The sequence below is a fragment of the Streptomyces sp. NPDC093801 genome, from assembly GCF_040701585.1.
Taxonomy (GTDB): Bacteria; Actinomycetota; Actinomycetes; order Streptomycetales; family Streptomycetaceae; genus Streptomyces.
In genome coordinates, this window is the sequence record NZ_JBFBDP010000001.1 from 56,832 (window position 1) to 74,251 (window position 17,420).

19 protein-coding genes are annotated in these 17,420 nt (G+C 74.7%); 8 read left to right on the forward strand and 11 right to left on the reverse strand.

All coding sequences use genetic code 11. From position 1 onward, the window contains the following. Positions 1–118: 118 nt before the first annotated feature. The 3 genes from AB0469_RS00250 to AB0469_RS00260 all read right to left on the reverse strand — a co-directional run bounded on the left by AB0469_RS00250 (position 119) and on the right by AB0469_RS00260 (position 3,062). Complete coding sequence (locus AB0469_RS00250; RefSeq protein ID WP_366449017.1) at positions 119–643, reverse strand: hypothetical protein; 525 nt, start codon at positions 641–643, stop codon at positions 119–121. 298 nt (positions 644–941) lie between these two features. Further along, positions 942–2,645 (reverse strand): sulfate permease, encoded by a 1,704-nt coding sequence (gene sulP, locus AB0469_RS00255; protein ID WP_366449018.1) that lies wholly within the window; start codon positions 2,643–2,645, stop codon positions 942–944. Between the two features lie 93 nt (positions 2,646–2,738). Next, on the reverse strand, positions 2,739–3,062 hold the full coding sequence (locus AB0469_RS00260) for an SHOCT domain-containing protein (RefSeq protein WP_366449019.1): 324 nt from the start codon (positions 3,060–3,062) through the stop codon (positions 2,739–2,741). A 241-nt stretch (positions 3,063–3,303) separates the two neighbouring features. Between AB0469_RS00260 and AB0469_RS00265 the strand changes: the two genes are divergently transcribed. The 5 genes from AB0469_RS00265 (at position 3,304) to AB0469_RS00285 (ending at position 8,482) form a co-directional block, all read left to right on the forward strand. Continuing rightward, entirely contained in the window at positions 3,304–3,984 is a 681-nt protein-coding gene (locus AB0469_RS00265; RefSeq protein WP_366449020.1) for a CBS domain-containing protein, read from the forward strand. Positions 3,985–4,031: 47 nt separating this feature from the next. Then, the gene (locus AB0469_RS00270) at positions 4,032–4,745 is read left to right on the forward strand and encodes a response regulator transcription factor (RefSeq protein ID WP_366449021.1); all 714 of its coding nucleotides are present in this window, start codon (positions 4,032–4,034) and stop codon (positions 4,743–4,745) included. A gap of 162 nt (positions 4,746–4,907) precedes the next feature. Then, positions 4,908–5,576: a CBS domain-containing protein gene (locus AB0469_RS00275; protein ID WP_366449022.1), complete on the forward strand. Its 669-nt coding sequence runs from the start codon at positions 4,908–4,910 to the stop codon at positions 5,574–5,576. A gap of 40 nt (positions 5,577–5,616) precedes the next feature. Further along, positions 5,617–6,612 carry a nitroreductase family protein gene (locus AB0469_RS00280; protein ID WP_366449023.1) on the forward strand — a complete coding sequence of 332 codons (996 nt, stop codon included), beginning with the start codon at positions 5,617–5,619 and terminating at the stop codon, positions 6,610–6,612. 187 nt (positions 6,613–6,799) lie between these two features. Further along, positions 6,800–8,482, forward strand: coding sequence for a GAF domain-containing sensor histidine kinase (locus AB0469_RS00285; protein ID WP_366449024.1), 1,683 nt, complete (start codon positions 6,800–6,802; stop codon positions 8,480–8,482). Between the two features lie 46 nt (positions 8,483–8,528). Here the strand turns inward: AB0469_RS00285 and AB0469_RS00290 are convergent, their stop codons facing one another. After that, positions 8,529–8,957: a pyridoxamine 5'-phosphate oxidase family protein gene (locus AB0469_RS00290; RefSeq protein ID WP_366449279.1), complete on the reverse strand. Its 429-nt coding sequence runs from the start codon at positions 8,955–8,957 to the stop codon at positions 8,529–8,531. Positions 8,958–9,051: 94 nt separating this feature from the next. Next, positions 9,052–9,378 carry an STAS domain-containing protein gene (locus tag AB0469_RS00295; RefSeq protein ID WP_366449025.1) on the reverse strand — a complete coding sequence of 109 codons (327 nt, stop codon included), beginning with the start codon at positions 9,376–9,378 and terminating at the stop codon, positions 9,052–9,054. Between the two features lie 252 nt (positions 9,379–9,630). Between AB0469_RS00295 and AB0469_RS00300 the strand changes: the two genes are divergently transcribed. Then, positions 9,631–10,344: a response regulator transcription factor gene (locus AB0469_RS00300; RefSeq protein WP_366449026.1), complete on the forward strand. Its 714-nt coding sequence runs from the start codon at positions 9,631–9,633 to the stop codon at positions 10,342–10,344. A gap of 204 nt (positions 10,345–10,548) precedes the next feature. After that, a complete protein-coding gene (locus tag AB0469_RS00305) occupies positions 10,549–12,918 on the forward strand; it encodes a phosphoketolase family protein (protein WP_366449027.1) in 2,370 nt (789 codons plus the stop codon). A 28-nt stretch (positions 12,919–12,946) separates the two neighbouring features. Here the strand turns inward: AB0469_RS00305 and AB0469_RS00310 are convergent, their stop codons facing one another. Then, positions 12,947–13,519 carry a WHG domain-containing protein gene (locus tag AB0469_RS00310; RefSeq protein ID WP_366449028.1) on the reverse strand — a complete coding sequence of 191 codons (573 nt, stop codon included), beginning with the start codon at positions 13,517–13,519 and terminating at the stop codon, positions 12,947–12,949. A 207-nt stretch (positions 13,520–13,726) separates the two neighbouring features. On the opposite strand from AB0469_RS00310, the gene AB0469_RS00315 reads away from it, so the two are divergent. Next, positions 13,727–14,092 carry an amphi-Trp domain-containing protein gene (locus AB0469_RS00315; protein ID WP_366449029.1) on the forward strand — a complete coding sequence of 122 codons (366 nt, stop codon included), beginning with the start codon at positions 13,727–13,729 and terminating at the stop codon, positions 14,090–14,092. A 15-nt stretch (positions 14,093–14,107) separates the two neighbouring features. On the opposite strand, the gene AB0469_RS00320 is transcribed toward AB0469_RS00315, so the two are convergent. From AB0469_RS00320 to AB0469_RS00340, 5 genes are all read right to left on the reverse strand, one after another. Further along, complete coding sequence (locus tag AB0469_RS00320) at positions 14,108–15,139, reverse strand: CorA family divalent cation transporter (protein WP_366449030.1); 1,032 nt, start codon at positions 15,137–15,139, stop codon at positions 14,108–14,110. An 80-nt stretch (positions 15,140–15,219) separates the two neighbouring features. Next, positions 15,220–15,495 carry an isoamylase early set domain-containing protein gene (locus tag AB0469_RS00325; protein WP_366449031.1) on the reverse strand — a complete coding sequence of 92 codons (276 nt, stop codon included), beginning with the start codon at positions 15,493–15,495 and terminating at the stop codon, positions 15,220–15,222. 134 nt (positions 15,496–15,629) lie between these two features. After that, entirely contained in the window at positions 15,630–16,466 is an 837-nt protein-coding gene (locus tag AB0469_RS00330) for a class II glutamine amidotransferase (RefSeq protein ID WP_366449032.1), read from the reverse strand. 118 nt (positions 16,467–16,584) lie between these two features. After that, positions 16,585–16,863: an SHOCT domain-containing protein gene (locus AB0469_RS00335; RefSeq protein ID WP_366449033.1), complete on the reverse strand. Its 279-nt coding sequence runs from the start codon at positions 16,861–16,863 to the stop codon at positions 16,585–16,587. Positions 16,864–16,939: 76 nt separating this feature from the next. After that, the gene (locus AB0469_RS00340; protein WP_366449280.1) at positions 16,940–17,362 is read right to left on the reverse strand and encodes a DUF6325 family protein; all 423 of its coding nucleotides are present in this window, start codon (positions 17,360–17,362) and stop codon (positions 16,940–16,942) included. Positions 17,363–17,420: the final 58 nt, after the last annotated feature.

Genomic DNA, 17,420 nt, shown 5'->3' on the forward strand with positions numbered 1-17,420 from the left:
GGGGGGGGGGGCGGGGCGCGACGGGCGCTGCCGCGCCCCCCCCCGCCCTAGTGGTCCAGACCAATAGATCCGGAGGTCGGGGGCGATTTCAGGCCACCCCCGGCCGGTACGGAGGCCGTCAGGCGCAGAGGACGCGGGTCTCGGGGGTGTAGACCGGGCCACCGCTGGTGTTGGTGCTGTCGCTGAACTCGGCGTAGTAGTACGAGTAGAAGCCGATGTTGCCGTTGCAGCCGGAGTCGGCGGCCACCTGGAGGGTCAGCGTCACCGTGCGGCTCTGGCCGGGGGGTATGGTCGCACCGTAGTTGGCGCCGAGGTCGGACGGGCCGACGCCGGAGCAGGCGGCGGCACCGGTCGGGGTGGCCACGCTGCAGCCGGTGAAGCTGTACTTGAGGTCGGCGCGCTGGGTGGTGAGCCAGGTCGGGGAGATGGTCTGGTAGACGAACCAGACGTCGTAGGTCTTGTTGTTGGTGAGCGTCATCGAGAGGTTGACCGTCCCGCCGGGGGTGACGGTCGCGGCGTTCGTGGTGAACGCCAGGGCGGCCGGGGCGGGGTCGGCCTGGGCCGCGGGGGCGAGGCCGAACAGGGCCAGGACGAGGGCGAGGATCGCGGCGAGGCCGAGGCGGCCCTTCAGAGGTGATCGCATGGCCCGGGAGGCTAGGGCGGCGCCTCGCGCGCCGTCTGCCCCCCGGAGCGGCGCGGGGGTCCACAAAGGCCAGAAGTGTGCGCCCCGTGAAGACCTTCTGATGAACCCGTGAGGATGATCACGCAGCGTATAGCGGCAGTCCACGGTGGGTGTCCGCACGGCTAAACCCGGCCCCCGCGGCCGGAAGGCGCCCCCGGGGCGCGAATGGCGCGTACATGACCCTGGCATGTTCCGGAGTCCCTGCCACCACTTCCCGGACGCCCCCGAGCGCCCGGTCCGGCGGCGGACCGGGGACGGGTCAGGGACCGTCCTCGCGGCCCTCGGCCCGCTGCCAGGCGCGGTAGGCGGCGACCGCCGTGGGGAGGGTGGGGTAGATGCGGTCGGGGCCCACCTTCGCCGTGAGGCCGTAGGCGTCCAGGGGGTCGCGGAGGTCCTGCTTCACCCGGGCCAGCGCGAACACGACGTCCCGCCGGACGAGTTCGGAGCGCAGGGCCTCGACGGCGTCGAGGGCGGTGATGTCGACCTCGACGTTCGCCTCGGTGTTGAGGACGAACCAGTGGACCGGTGCGCTCTGGACGTCGACGGCGGCCAGGGCGCGGCGGTGGAAGTCCTCGGCGTTGGCGAAGAACAGCGGGGAGTCGTACCGGTAGACGAGCAGGCCGGGGATGGTGCGGGCGGTCGGGTGGTCGTCGATGTCGTGCATGCCCGCCAGACCGGGCACGATGCCCTCGACGGCGTCGTGCGGGCGGGCGACCCGGGCGAGCAGGTCGATGACGGAGAGGGCCACCGCGACCAGGACGCCGTAGAGGATCCCGAGGGCGAGGACGCCGAGGGTGCAGCCGAGGGCCAGCAGGAGTTCGCGCCGGCGGAAGGCCGCGAGGCGGCGGAACTGGCCCACCTCTACCAGGCGGACGGCGGCGTAGACGACGATCGCGCCGAGGGCGGCGTCGGGGGTGTGGGCCAGCAGGGGGCCGAGGAAGAGCAGCACGGCCGCCACGCAGGCGGCGCCGACGAGGGAGTACACCTGGGTGCGGGCGCCGGCGGATTCGGCGAGGGCGGTGCGGCTGGCGCTGCTGCTGACGGGGAACCCGTGCAGGAGGCCGGCCCCGAGGTTGGCCGCGCCGAGCGCCAGGAGCTCCCGGTTGGCCTCCAGGGGGTACGGGTCGTCGTGGCGGACGAAGGCGCGGGCGGTCAGGATGACGTCGGTGTAGCCGACCATGAGGACGCCCAGGGCGGGCAGGAGCAGGTCCGGGAGGTCGCCCGGCCGGGGCAGCGCGAGGCCCGGCAGGCCGGTCGGGACCGCGCCGATGACGGCGACGCCGTGGTCCTCGTCGAGGGCGAGGACCGCGACCGCCGCCGTGGCGAGGACGAGGACGACGAGCGGGCCGGGCACGGCGCGCCACACCCGGGGCAGGGTGAACAGCAGGAGCAGGCAGCCGGCCCCCAGCCAGACCGTGGTCGGGTGGACGTCGCCGAGGTCGCGGACGAAGGAGAGGAGCTGGGGGAAGAAGCCCGAGCCGCCGCCCTCGGTGCCGGTCAGCCGGGGCAGCTGGTCCACGATCATGATGAACGCGACTCCCGCCAGGTAGCCCACGAGCACGGGCCGGGACAGGAGGTCGGAGAGGAAGCCGAGCCGGGCGGCCCAGGCCACCAGGCACAGCAGGCCGACGACGAGGGCCAGGGCCGCGGCGAGCGCCGCGTACCGGGCGGGGTCTCCGGCCGCCGCCGGGCCCACGGCCACGGCGGTCATCAGCGCGGTGGTCGACTCGGGGCCGACGGACAGCAGGCGGGAGGAGCCGCTGAGGGCGTAGAGGACCATGGCCGGCAGGACGGCCCACAGGCCGGTGACCGGAGGCAGTCCGGCCACGCCCGCGTAGGCCATGACCTGCGGGACCAGGTAGGCGGCGACGGTGATGCCGGCGAGGAGGTCGCCGCCCAGCCAGGCCCTGCGGTAGCCGCGGACGGCGTGCGGGACGGCGGCGGTCCGTCCGTGGGTCGGCATGGAACCTCCGGGGCTCGCGGCGGGCGGCGGATCGGTGCCGCACCATCGTGCCGCGCCCCCGGCCCCGCAGGCGTGAAGCGCACGGGCCGGCGGCTACGCGCCCCACCGCGGGGCGCCGCGCGGGCCGGGGCCTTCCCCGGGGGGCGCGGGTCCCGCCGCGTGGCCGCGCAGGACGGCGAGCCGCCGCCCGTACTCCTCGTCGTCGATCTCGCCCCGGGCGTACCGCTCGGCGAGGAGCGTCTCGGCGCCCCTGGCGGGGTCGGCGCCCGCGGCGGGTGCCGACCGTCCGGGGGCGGCGTCCCCCCTGGAGGCGCGGACCACCAGGACGACGGCGGCGACGATCAGGCCCCAGAACACCAGGGTCGTGAGGGACATCGCGAACCAGCCCCAGGGTCCCATGTGACCGTTCCAGTACATCGTGCACCTGCCTGGTCGACGGGGCGGGCGGCCGCGGACCGGCCGTCCGCCGCCAGCGTCCCCCCGGACGGGCGGGACCGGGGAGGGGCCGGTCGGGTCCCCGACGGGGCCACAGGGCCCCTGTCCGCAGGGGAGCGGTGCGCGAAGACTGGAGGCGGACCCGAACCCGGGTGGCCGCCCGGGCGCACCCCGCCGGACCGGCTCCCGGACTCCGCCCGTCCCCGTCGCCGAGGAGGCGGTCATGCCCGCATCCCGCTACACCGTCAGTGACGTCATGACGCACACCGCCGTCGCCATCGGCCGTGAGGCGTCCTACAAGGAGATCGTCGAGCTGATGCACGAGTGGAAGGTCAGCGCGCTCCCCGTCCTGGAGGGCGAGGGGAGGGTCGTCGGCGTGGTCTCCGAGGCGGACCTCCTGCCGAAGGAGGAGTTCCGGAGCGCGGAGCCCGCGCTGCCCGAGCAGCTGGAGGAGGCGTCCAAGGCGGGCGCGGTCCTGGCCGAGGAGCTGATGTCGAGCCCCGCCGTCACCGTCCACCCCGGCGCTCCCGTCGCCGAGGCCGCCCGGATCATGGCCCGCAGGGGCGTCAAGCGCCTGCCCGTCGTGAACGGGGTCGGCATGCTGGAGGGCGTCGTCAGCCGCAGTGACCTGCTGAAGGTCTTCCTGCGCCCCGACGAGGAGCTCGCCGAGGAGATCCGCCGGGAGGTGCTCTCCGGTCCGGCTCCGGGCGCGGGCCTGGACCTCACCGTGGAGGAGGGCGTCGTGACCCTGCGCGGCCCGCTGCGGGACCGCGCGCTGGTGCCCCTGCTCGCGCGGGCGGTCCGGGCGGTCGAGGGCGTGGTGGACGTCCGGCTGGAGCTCGACGGCCCGGCCGGCGGGGCCGCCCGGACGGCCGGTCCCGGGGTGCGGCACGCGGCTTCCTGAGACAATGCGGGTGGAAGAACCCGGCGGGCACCGAACCAGGGGCGACCATGTCCGACGCTGTGCAGCCCTCCCCCGAGGCACCGGTCAAGGTGTTCCTCCTCGACGACCACGAGGTGGTCCGGCGCGGCCTGCGGGACCTCCTGGAAGCCGAACCGGACATCACCGTGGTGGGCGAGGCCGGCACGGCCGAGCAGGCCCTGGCCCGCGGGCCGGCGCTGCGGCCCGACGTCGCCGTGCTCGACGTGCGGCTGCCCGACGGCGACGGCATCGGCGTCTGCCGGGAGCTGCGCTCGCGCATGCCGGACCTCGCCTGCCTGATGCTCACCTCGTTCGACGACGAGGACGCCCTGCTGGACGCGATCATGGCGGGGGCCGCCGGGTACGTGCTGAAACAGATCAAGGGCTCCGACCTGGTCTCCGCCGTCCGCACGGTCGCCACCGGCCAGTCCATGCTGGACCCGGCCACGACCGCCCGCCTGATGCATTCGCTGCGCGACCCGGAGGCGGTCAGGGAGCCGCACGACGCCCGGCTGGCGGCGCTGACGGAGCGGGAGCGGGCCGTCCTGGAGCTCATCGGGGACGGTCTGACCAACCGGCAGATCGCGAAGCGGCTCTACCTGTCCGAGAAGACGGTCAAGAACCACATCTCGCGGCTCCTGGGCAAGCTCGGGGTGGAACGCCGGGTCCAGGCGGCCGTCATCGCCGCCCAGGTCCACGAGGACGCCCCGCCCCCTCCCGCGGGTCCCGCCGCCCGCCCGTGAGGACGGAGCCGTGCGGGCCCGGACCGGTGGGCCCTTCCGGTCCCCGGACGGGGCCGTTCGGCCCTCGATCCGCACGCCGCACCGGCGGAAGGTGAGGGGCACACCCCATCCGACACCAGCCGCCGACCCGGCAGAGCACGGCCCGGCGGAGCGGGAGGCACCGTGAACCGGATCAAAGTGGCGGACCTGATGTCCGACGAGGTCGTCTCCGCAGCCCCCGGCACCGCCGTCAAGGACATCGTGAGACTGCTCGCCCAGTACGACATCAGCGGGATCCCCGTCCTCGACGACGAGGACCGCGTCGTGGGCGTGGTCTCGCAGACGGACGTCCTGGCCCGCGCCGCACCCCTCCGCGCCGAAGACCCCGGGCGCAACGGGGACGGGGAGCGGCCGCCGACGGCGGGCACCATCATGTCCTCCCCCGCCGTCACCGTCCGCGCCGAGGAGACGGCCGCCGACGCCGCCCGGCTGATGACGCGGCGCGGCATCGAACGGCTGCCCGTGGTCGACGTGGAGGACCGGCTCGTCGGCATCGTCACCCGCCGGGACCTGCTGCGCATGTTCCTGCGGCCCGACAGCGAGATCCGCCGGCGGGTCCGGGAGGTCCTGGAGGACGTGCTGGACGTGCCGGCCGGGGACGTCGAGGTGCACGTGGTGGACGGGATCGTCACCCTGGAGGGCCGCCTGCCCGACCGGAGCCGGCTGCCGGTCCTGCTGGGCCTCGTCGAACGGATCGACGGGGTGGTGGCCGTGGCCCCGCGCCTCACCGCCGGCTCCGGCGACGCGCAGGGCAGCGGGGACGACCGGTCCCGCCAGGCGATGCCGTGGTGACGCGCCGGGACCCCCACGGACCACAGACAGGACCAGTGCCATGACCACAGCCCACGTCGACGCCGCGACGGCCGCACTGCTCGTCGGCGACGCCGTCACCGCCCCCTCCATGCACAACGCCCAGCCCTGGCGGTTCGTCCTGCGCCCAGACAGCGGGGCGCTCGCCCTGTACGGCGATCCTCAGCGGGCCATGACGCGGACCGACCCCGACCACCGCGCGCTCCACCTCGGCTGCGCCGCGGCCCTGTTCAACCTGCGCGTGTCCGCGGCCCGGCGCCGGCTCGGCGCCCGTGTGGACCTGCTGCCCGACGCCTCCGACCCCTGGCTGCTGGCCACGGTCGCCTTCGACGGGACGTGCGCCGACGACGGGGACCGGGACCTGTCCGCGCTGCACGGCGCGCTGCGGCGCCGGCACACCAGCCGGTACCCGTTCAGCGACGAGCCCGTGCCGCCCGCGATCCTGGACGGGCTCCGGGCGGCCGCCCGGCTGGAGGGCTGCCGGCTGGCCGTCCCCGACGTCTGGCACGCCGACACCGTGCTCTCCCTCGTGCGCGACGCGGAACACCGCGAGGAGCTGGACCCGGCGGTCCGGGCCGAGACGGCCGCCTGGACCGGCGCCGGGCCCGACGGGGCCGCCGTGCGCCGCGACGGGGTTCCCGCCGCGGCCTTCGGCCCGCGCGCCTCCGGCGGCCCGGCGCCCGTCCGCGACTTCGGCCGGGCCGCCCCCGTACCCGACCGCGGCTGGGCGGTGTTCGAGGAGCGGCCGCAGCTCGCCCTGCTGAGCACGGCCGGCGACACCCCCGCCGACTGGCTGCGCGCCGGCCAGGCACTGGAACGCGTCCTCCTCCAGGCCACCACCGACGGCCTGGCCACCTCGATGACCTCCCAGCCCCTCGAATGGCCGGAGCTGCGCTGGACGGCCCGCGACCCGCTCGCCGCCACGGGCCACATCCAGATGGTCCTGCGCCTCGGCTACGGCCCGGCGGGGGCCGACACCCCGCGCCGGCCGGTGGCGGAGGTCCTGGAGACCGGATGACGCACCCCCGCGGCCCCGCCGCGCGGGCGGACGGCGGGACGGCGCGAAGCCGTGCGGCGGCGCCCGCAACGGGGCCCGCCGGACCGCCGCGAATCGATACGCTGACCGTAGTCATGCCGGAACAACGGGTGGGCAATCGGAGGTCGGACGCGTGGGTGTGGGGGATCCGTTGACTCGGGTACCGCGGATGCGGCTGGACGAGCTGCTGGACGAGCTCCAGGTGCGCATCGACGAGGTGCGCGGCACCCGCGACCGGGTGCACAGCCTGCTGGAGGCCGTCGTGTCGGTCGGGCGGCAGCTGGACCTCTCGCAGGTGCTGCGCCGGATCGTGGAGGCGGCGGCGCTGCTGGTGGACGCCGAGTACGGGGCCCTGGGTGTGATCGGCCCCGACGGCCGCACGCTGGCGCAGTTCCTGACGGTGGGGCTGACCGACGAGGAGATCGCGGCGATCGGCCCGCTGCCGGCCGGCCACGGCCTGCTCGGCGAGGTGATCCACCACCCGGAGCCGCTGCGCCTCACCGACCTCGGGGCGCACTCCTCCTCGTACGGGTTCCCGGCCCACCACCCGCCCATGCGCACCTTCCTCGGCGTGCCGATCCGCGTCCGTGACGAGGTGTTCGGGAACCTCTACCTGACCGACAAGCGGGGCGGCGTCGACTTCGACACCGAGGACGAGACCGTGATCTCCACCCTCTCGGTGGCCGCCGGGGTGGCGATCGACAACGCCCGGCTCTACGAGGGGGCCCAGCGCCAGCAGCTGTGGCTCAGGGCGAACGCGGAGATCACCGAGAGCCTGCTGTCCGGCAGTTCGCGCCCGGCGGTGCTGGAGCTCATCGCCCGCCGCGCCCAGGAGATCACCGCGGCACGGCTGGCGCACGTCGCCGTGCCGGTAGCCGGTGTCGACGGCCTGGTCGTGGAGTTCGCGGCCGGCGCGGACGGGGCCGCGTGCCAGGGGCTGGTGGTCCCCTTCGAGGGCACGCTCTCCGGGGCCGCGCACCGCGCGGGCAAGCCGGTGACGGCGATGCAGGTCTCGGGGGACGGGCTCCATCCGGCCGAGGCGCGGGGGCGGCAGGCGCTGGGGCCCACGGTCGCGGTTCCGCTCGGCACCGCGGGCGGGGAGAGCCGGGGCGTCCTGCTGCTGTCGCGGCCGACGGGCGACCCGGCGTTCGGCGAGGGCGAGCTGGAGCCGCTCGTCGCCTTCGCCGGGCAGGCGGCCCTCGCCCTGGAGCTGGCGGAACGACGCCGGGACGCCGAGCAGATAGCACTGCTGGAGGAACGCGACCGGATCGCCCGCGACCTCCACGACCTGGCCATCCAGCGGCTCTTCGCCACCGGTATGACGCTGCAGAGCGCCGCCCGGCTCGTGGAGCACGACGGGGCCGCCGAACGCGTCGGCCGGGCGGTCGACGACCTGGACGAGACCATCAAGATCATCCGGTCCACGATCTTCGGGCTGCGCACCAAGGACCGCGAGGGCGGCCCCGGGCTGCGGGCGCGCGCCGCCCGCGCCGTCGGCGACGCGGCCGTCTCCCTCGGCCATCCGCCGCGCCTGAGCATGGAGGGGCTCCTCGACACCGACGTCCCCGCGCCGATCGCCGACCACGTGGTGGCGGCGCTGGGCGAGCTCCTGAGCAACGCGGCCCGCCACGCACGGGCGACCCGGGTCGGGGTGACCCTCCGGGCCGGCCTGGGCGAGATCGTGCTGACCGTCTCCGACAACGGCACCGGTATTCCGCCCCAGGGGCGCAGGAGCGGTCTGCGCAACCTCGACGAGCGGGCCCGGGGCGTGGGCGGGACCTTCAGCGTCGAGACCCCCGAGGAGGGGGGCAGCCGGCTCGTGTGGCGGGCGCCGCTCCCCGGCGGCGCCTGAGGGCGGGCCCGCGGCCGCGGGGCGCCGGGCTCACGGAGGGGCGGGGTCAGACGCGCAGCGCCCGGACGGCCGGCGGCGCGGCCTCCAGCCGGAAGCCGGTGACCAGGTCCGGGCGGATGCGCAGGGTGCCCTCCATGGGCCGCCCCACCCAGGGGCACAGCAACTCCGCGTACCGGGCGGCGTCCTCGGCCTCGGTCACCGGCCGCACGTAGCCGGTGACGACGACGCTCCAGCCCAGGTGGGTCTCGGGGTCGATGGCGTCCGCCTCGTACGCCACCACCACGCCGGGGACGTCGGCGGGGGCCGCCAGGGAGGCCAGCGCGCCGCCCCCGTGGACCCGGATGACGATGTCCTCGCCGTCGACGAGGTGGTTCACCGGCCGTACGGCCGGCAGCGCGTGCCGGGTGAAGACGATGCGGCCCAGCGACACCGTGGCGAGGAGCTCCAGGGCCTCGGCCCTGTCCAGTTCCCGCATGTGCCGGACGGCCGTCGTGGGCGTCCGGCGGGCGGGCCGGCGCAGGGCTTCCTGGTCCATGGTGCGCACCTCCGTCCGGCGCGGGCGCCGGTGGTCACGAGACGACGAGCTTCAGGTCGCGGTCGGCGCCGAGCACCCGTATGGACCTGGCGACCAGGGGCGGCACGTCGCACAGCAGGAGCCGGGTCCCCGCCACACGGCAGCGGCAGTCCAGGCTGAGGAAGAGGTCGATGCCGGCGCTGTCGCAGAAGGAGAGGTCGCCTAGGTCCAGCACCAGGTTGGGGTGGTCGGATTCCGCGAGGGCGCACAGGCGCGGCCGCACCAGCCCGGCCGTGTGGAAGTCGAGCTCGCCGGCCAGGGCGACGCGCAGGCCGTGGTCGTCGTGCGCCACCGTCCTCAGGTCGATCAAGGCGGTCGTCATGGCATCCTCCGCGCTGCGTGCGGCCCCTGCGGGCCGCGCCCTTCCCCGTGCGCCACCAGTCCAGCCGGTGCCGCGCGCCCTCCGGAAGGCCCGGCAGGCCCCACGGACAGGGCCGAAGGTCCCTTCCTGCGGGGTCCGGTCGGTACCGCACCCCCGCGATCAGGGCCGATCGGCCCTGGCCGTTCGGCCCACCGGCCGGGCAGGATGCCGGTGTTCGCGCGTGCGGGCGGACCCAGGCGAAGGAGTTGTGCGATGACCGGCGGCAGTGCCCCCTCCCCCGATGCGGAGCCCATCGGCGTCTTCCTCCTCGACGATCACGAGGTCGTGCGCCGGGGGGTGCACGACCTGCTGGACGCCGAACCCGACCTGACCGTGGTGGGCGAGGCGGGCACGGCCGAACAGGCCCTGGTGCGCATCCCCGCGCTGCGGCCCCGGGTCGCGGTCCTCGACGTGCGGCTCCAGGACGGCGACGGGGTGAGCGTGTGCCGTGAACTGCGCTCGCGGATGCCCGACCTGGCCTGCCTGATGCTGACCTCGTTCGACGACGAGGAGGCGCTGCTGGACGCCGTGATGGCGGGTGCCTCGGGCTACGTCCTGAAGCAGATCACCGGGACCGACCTGGTGACCGCCGTCCGGACGGTGGCCGCGGGCCAGTCGATGCTCGACCCCGGGGCGACGGCACGGCTGATGGCGCGCATGCGCGGCGAGGTGCCCGAGGAGGAGCGGGTGCCGGGGCTGCCCGGTTTCACGGACCGGGAGAAGGAGATCCTGCTCATGGTCAGCGAGGGGCTCACCAACCGGGAGATCGGCAAGCGGCTGTACCTCGCGGAGAAGACCGTGAAGAACATCATCTCGCGGCTGTTCGTCAAGCTCGGGGTGGAGCGGCGCGTGCAGGCCGCCGTGATCGCCAGCCACGCCCTGACCCCGCCCGGCCGGCACCCGGCTCCGGCGCCGGCCGCGGAATAGGGCGCCCCGTGGGGGCGGCGCCGGCCGGGGGAGGACCGGGCGCCGCCGGGATTCACCCTCTCCGGTCCGGGCAGGTGCGCGAAAGGGCCGACGGTCCCTCCCGGAGGGCCGGTCCTCCCCCTGCGGACCGGGCCCCGCCCGGTGCAAGGTGGGGGCATCGGCCCAGTCGACGGACTCCCGGACCCCTCAACCGCAGGAGCGGACATGACGGCGTTGACCGCGCACTCGATCTCGGAGCTGGACGCCCACTGGCGCGCCGCCAACTACCTGGCCGCGGGCCAGATCTACCTCATGGACAACCCCCTGCTGACCGAACCGCTGCGGCCGGAGCACATCAAGCCGCGGCTGCTCGGCCACTGGGGCACCTCCCCCGGCCTGAACCTGGTGTACACCCACCTCAACCGGGTGATCGTGGAGCGCTCGCTGGAGGCCCTGTGCGTCTGGGGTCCCGGGCACGGCGGCCCGGCCGTCCTCGCCAACTCCTGGCTGGAGGGGACGTACGGCGAGACCTACCCGGACGTGCCGCGCGACGCAGGCGGCATGGCCCGGCTGTTCCGGCAGTTCTCCTTCCCCGGCGGCGTGCCCAGCCACGTGGCGCCGGAGACGCCCGGCTCCATCCACGAGGGCGGGGAGCTGGGGTACTCCCTCGCCCACGCCTACGGGGCCGCCTTCGACCGGCCCGGCCTGCTGGTCGCCTGCGTCATCGGCGACGGCGAGGCGGAGACGGGCCCGCTGGCCGCGTCCTGGCACGCGAACAAGTTCCTCGACCCCGTCCACGACGGGGCCGTCCTGCCCGTCCTGCACCTCAACGGCTACAAGATCGCCAACCCGACGGTGCTGTCCCGGATCCCCGAGTCGGAGCTCGACGCGCTGCTGCGCGGCTACGGCCACGAGCCGCTGTACGTGACCGGCAGCGACCCCGCCCTGGTCCACCGGTCCATGGCCCGCGCGATGGACCGGGCCCTGGACCGCATCGCCGTCATCCAGCGGGAGGCGCGGGCGGCGGGCACCGACCGCGGCCGGGAGTACCCGCGCTGGCCGGTGGTCGTGCTGCGCACCCCGAAGGGCTGGACGGGACCGGCGGCCGTCGACGGCGATCCGGTCGAGGGCACGTGGCGCTCCCACCAGGTACCGCTCGCCGGGGTGCGCGAGAACCCCGCGCACCTGAGGCAGCTGGAGGACTGGCTGCGCTCGTACCGGCCGGAGGAGCTCTTCGACCCCGCGGGCCGTCCCAAGCCGCAGGTCCTGGCCTGCGTCCCGGAGGGCGGCCGCCGCCTGGGCGCGGTGCCCTGCGCGAACGGGGGCCGGCTGCTGCGGCCGCTCCCGCTGCCCGCGCCCGACGCGCACACCGTCCCGGTCGACAAGCCGGGCCGCACCCTGCACGAGCCGACCCGGGTGCTCGGCCGCTACCTCACGCAGGTCATGCGGGACACGGCGGGGCGCAGGGACTTCCGGGTCGTCGGGCCGGACGAGACCGCCTCGAACCGGCTGGACGACCTGTACGCGGCCACCGGCAAGGCCTGGCAGGGCGCCACCGAGCCGGTGGACCGGAACCTGGCCCGGGACGGCCGGGTCATGGAGATCCTGTCGGAGCACGTCTGCCAGGGCTGGCTGGAGGGATACCTCCTCACCGGCCGCCACGGCCTGTTCTCCACGTACGAGGCCTTCGCCCACATCGTCGACTCGATGGTCGGCCAGCACGTCAAATGGCTCAAGACCGCGCGCGAACTGTCCTGGCGGGCGCCGATCGCCTCCCTCAACTACCTGCTCACCTCGCACGTCTGGCGCCAGGACAACAACGGCTTCTCGCACCAGGACCCCGGGTTCGTCGACCACGTCCTCAACAAGAGCCCCGAGGTCGTGCGGGTCTACCTGCCGCCGGACGCCAACACCCTCCTGGCCGTGGCCGACCACGCGCTGCGCAGCCGCGACCGGGTCAACGTGATCGTCGCCGGCAAGCAGCCGTGCTTCGACTGGCTCCCCGCCGACGAGGCCCGCACGCACGTCGCGCGCGGCGCCGGGATCTGGGCGTGGGCGGGCACCGACGACGGATCCCGCGCACCGGACGTGGTGCTGGCCTGCGCCGGCGACGTGCCGACGATGGAGGTGCTGGCCGCCTCGGCCCTGCTGCGCGAGCACCTCCCCTCGCTGGCCGTCCGCGTCGTCAACGTGGTCGACATCGCCCGCCTGATGCCCCACGAGGAGCACCCGCACGGCATGACGGACACCGAGTACGACGCCCTGTTCACCACCGACCGGCCGGTGGTGTTCGCCTACCACGGCTATCCGTGGCTCATCCACCGGCTCGCCTACCGCCGCAGGGGCCACCCGCAGCTGCACGTCCGCGGGTACAAGGAGTCCGGGACGACCACGACCCCGTTCGACATGGTGGTCCGCAACGGCATGGACCGCTACCGGCTGGTCATGGACGTGATCGACCGCGTCCCCGGCCTCGCCGGCCGCGCCGAACACCTGCGCCAGGCCATGGCCGACCGGCACATCCGCCACCACGACTGGATCCGCGAGCACGGCACGGACCTTCCGGAGGTCGCCGACTGGTCCTGGCCCTACTGAGCCGCCGCGCCCGCCGCGGCGCGGCAGGTCAGCCGGCGGGCCAGGTGCGCAGCAGGGTGTCGAGGGCGTCGACGATGCGCTCCCAGCTCTCCTGGCTGTCCGGGGTGCTGTGGCTGAAGCCGCCGGTCCCCTCCAGGCTGACGTAGCCGTGGAAGACGCTGCCGAGCATGCGGACGGCGTGGGTCTCCTCCGGTTCGGCCAGGTCGTAGCCGCGCAGGACGGCGCGGGTCATCCGGGCGTGCCGTACGCCGGCGCTCGCCAGGGCGGTCTCGGTGTCCAGCGGGAACCGGGTCGCGGCGTAGCGGCCCGGGTGCTGCCGGGCGTAGTCCCTCAGGGCGTCGGCGTACGCCCTGAGGGCGTCCTTGCCGGAGCGGCCGGCGAGGGCGTCGGCGGCCCGGTCGGCGAGCTCCTCCAGGCAGGTCAGCGCGATCCGGGTCTTCAGGTCCTGGGAGTTGCGCAGGTGGGAGTACAGGCTCGCGACCTTGACGTCGAACCTCCGGGCGAGTTCCGAGAGCGTCACCCGCTCGAAGCCGATCTCGTCCGCCAGCTCCGCCCCGGCACGTACCAGCCGGTCCGCCGTGAGCCCCGCACGCCGTGCCATGGCGCCTCCTCCAGAAGTCCACCTACGACGCATCGGGATTTCCTAAAGCATATAGGCGGGCCGGACGGCCGGACGGTCCGGCCGTCCGGGCCCGGGGCCGGAGCGTCACCCCACGGGACCCGCGGGCCGTGCGGGATGCCACCCGGAACCGGACCATGGCAGGTGTGCGACCCGTTCGGTCGGACGTGCCGTTCCCCGGAGGAAGCCATGAAGGACCTCAAGTTCGAACAGAAGCGCTCGATGACCCGTGCCGAAGCCGCCGACCAGCTCGCGGGGCTCGCCCGGGCCCTGCGCGAGGGCGGGGAGGCCGAGGTCGATCTGGGCACGGGCACGCTGAGCCTGCGGGTCCCCGACGAACTCCACAGCGAGGTGGAGATCGAGGTGGACGGGGACGAGATCGAGCTGGAGATCGAGCTGAAGTGGACCACCGGACGCCCCCGCGCGGCCGCCGCCCGTACGCCGGAACCGGCGCCGCAGCCGCGTCCGGCCCCCGCGGCGGCGTCCGCGTCCGCACGGCCCCGGAAGACCGCCGCGACGGCCAAACCCCGGCGCTCCCCCGCCAAGCGCGCCTGAGCAGGGGCTGGACGGCTAGTCGTCCTCGCGCAGCCTGCGCCAGACGCGGGTGCGGTGCAGCACGTAGAGGCAGCCGGCGAGGACCAGCAGCTGAAGGCCGACGGCGAGCAGCCAGAACTCCTCGCGGCTCTCCATGCTGTCCGTCAGGAACGTGAAGTTCATGCCGAAGAACCCGGTCAGGAACGACAGCGGCAGGAAGACCACCGACACGATCGCCAGCCGGTTGATCACGCCGTTCTGTTCGCCGGCGCTGAGCGAGGCGTGGCTGGCGAACGCCCGGCGGGTGGCCTCCTTGAGGGACTCGATGTCCGCGAGCACCAGGCGCCCCCTGGTCTGGAACTCCTGGGCGAGCCGCCGCCGCTCCTGCGGGAAGGCGGGACTCAGCATCCGCCGGGTGAGGACCTCGTCGGTCACGTCCAGGAAGGGCCGCAGGAAGTGGTGCAGCTGCGCGGAGCGCCGGCGCAGCCGCGCCAGCCGGTAGAGCTGTTCGGGGCGGCGCTCCTCGAACAGGGCGTCCTCGATGGCCTCGGCCTCCAGCAGGGCCTGCACGGCGGCCCGGCGGAAGGTCCCCAGCGCCTCGCCGAGCAGGAAGAAGAGCACGGCCACGGTGTCGTCCGCCTCCTGCCGCGCCAGCCTCTCCGGCAGGTCGCGCGCCTGTTCGCCCCGGCCCCGGTGCACCGTGATCAGGAAGCGCTCCGTCACCAGCACGTGGACGTGGGTGATCTGCTCCCCGCGCACCAGTGGTACGACCAGGCAGGCCCGGTCGCCCAGGTACTCGGCGCGCGGCTGCTCCCCCACCCGGCCGAACCAGTCCAGTCCCTCGAAGTCCAGGCCGAGCAGGTCGGCGACCGCTTCCTCCCCGGCCGGAGCCCGCGCCGGCTCGGCTTCCAGGAGCCCCTCCTCCAGAAGGTCCTCCTCCGGGACCTCGCCCTCCGGAAGCTCCACGTCGACGAGCAGGAAGGGGTCCGACGCCAGCCGGGCCCGTACCTCCGCCACATCGGGGCGGGTGACGCGCATGTCCGGCATCGACACCACCGTCAGCTCCATCGCACCCGTGCTCTCCCCCGGTCCGCGCGCCGCCCCGCCCTCCGGCGGCCGCGGCCCTCCCGGGTCCGTCCGCCCGCCGCTCAGGTGTGGAGCCGGCCGTTGGCGCCGTCGTGGCCGTCGGCCTGCTCGTCGTCGAACCAGTAGTCGCCGGCCGCCAGGTAGCGGAAGGAGTGGCTGCCGCGGGCGGGCAGGGCCACCGTCGCGGCCCGGGTGCCGTCACCGCGGGGGGTGAGGGGGTGCGCGGAGGGGTTCCACTGGTTGAAGTCCCCCACCACGCTGACCGGCCCGTCCGGGGCGCCCTCCGGGAGGACGAAGGTGACCTGCGTACGGTCCTCGAGCTGTTGGCGTTCCAGCACGGACGACTCCCGACGGTGAGCTGGCAGAGGCCATGCACCGTCGCACGGCCCGCCCCTCGCCGGCGCCGCACACGCCGGGGACGGCGTGCGCCGTCACCCGCCCGGCCGCCCGGGACCGGACGGCCGGCGGGGCGTCAGGCGGCCGGGACGAACGGGTGGAGCGAGTCGTCGCCGCGGCGCACCACGCCGTAGCTGTGCTCGGGCACCTCGTTCCAGGCCCCGGGAAGGTCGCCCAGCGGCTCCGAGACCACGAGCCGGGTCTCGTCGGACAGCTCCTGGAGGAAGGACATGTCGGGGTGCAGCGCGCGCAGGGAGTCCACCCGGGTGCTGTAGTAGAGCGACCGGGCGTCGCCCCCGCTGGCGTAGCGGAACGCCCACAGCGCCTCGCCGTCCGTGACGGCGACCGTCATCTGCATCGGGTCCTCGACGCCGTGCGCGCGGCCGGTGCGCTCCACGAGGCCGACCATCCGGGCCACCGCGCCCGGGGGGTCCTCCTCCAGCCCCAGGGTCAGGGCCAGGTAGAACATCACCTCGGAGTCCGTGGTCCCCTCCATCCCGGGGAAGAGGGAGGGCTCGACCGCCAGGCAGAGCTCCCTGCGCATCTCGTGGAAGCCGGCGATGGAGCCGTTGTGCATCCACAGCCAGCGGCCGTGGCGGAAGGGGTGGCAGTTCGTCTGCTGGACGGCCGTGCCCGTCGAGGCCCTGATGTGGGCGAAGAAGAGCGGGGACGTGACGTGCTGGGCGATCTCCCGCAGGTTGCGGTTGTTCCAGGCGGGTCCGACGTCCCGCATCACCGCGGGGGTGTCGATGCCGGACTCCCGCGTGTACCAGCCGATTCCGAAGCCGTCGCCGTTGGTCGTCTCGACGCCCAGCCGCGCGTGCAGGCTCTGGTCGATCAGGGAGTGCGCGGGTTTGTAGAGGATGGTGTCGAGGAGCACGGGGGTTCCCGAATAGGCCAGCCACCTGCACATGGTCGATCACCTCTCCGCGGGGACGGGTCGTGGTCCCAGCATGGCCCCGCAGCCGGACGCGCACCTCACCCCCGGCGGGTGAGGTGCGCGTCCGGGACGCCGCCGGGCCCGGCGGCGCTCAGCCGAGGATCCTGCGCTTCTGCTCCTCGAACTCAGCCTCCGTGAGCACGCCCTGCGCCTTGAGCTCGCCGAGCTGCTTCAGTTCGTCCAGCATGTTCGACCGGTCGGGGGCGGGCGCCGCGGCCGGCGGCGGGGGTGGGGGCGGCGGGGCGGGCTCGGGCTCCGGCTGCTGGGCGGCCCACCGGCCGGCCTGCCGGCGGGACACACGGTTCGAGACCGCGGTCGCGGTTCCCGCGACCACGGCGGTGCGGGCTACGCCGCGGAGAAGTCCTGGCATGGCGGTCCTTCGCTGTCTCTCCCGTCCGCCGGGGGAAGGCGGCGGGGCGTCGGCTGTCGGTGGGTGTCCGGTGCGGTCAGGAGTCGGCCTCGGTCGCCTCCAGCGAGGCGAGGATCGCCTGGACGGGGATGCGTCCCGAGGCGACCAGCTGGGCCCCGCCGCGGCGCAGGGCGGCGGCGAGCGGCGCCGCCCAGACGTTCTCGTAGACCAGCAGTCCGGCGGAGCTGCCGGGCTCGATGGCGTGGGCGGCCTCCTCCAGGTCGTCCTGGCCCAGGAGGCCCGACGACGCGCCCTCGAAGACGGCGAGGTCGAGCTCCCCGTCGGCGTCGAGGTCCGCGATCTCCAGCCCGACCACCGAGCCGTCCTGGTCCTTCCTGATGAAGACCAGGTCGAGGATGCGGATGAGGCCGCGGTCCACCAGGTCGACGAGCAGGGGGAAGCCCTCACCGGTCATCCGGTTGCCGGGGAACTCCACCACGAGGTAGTCGATGGGGCCCATCTCCTCGATCGGCTCTCGCGTGTCGGCTTCTTCACTCACGGCGTCACCTACGGGTGTT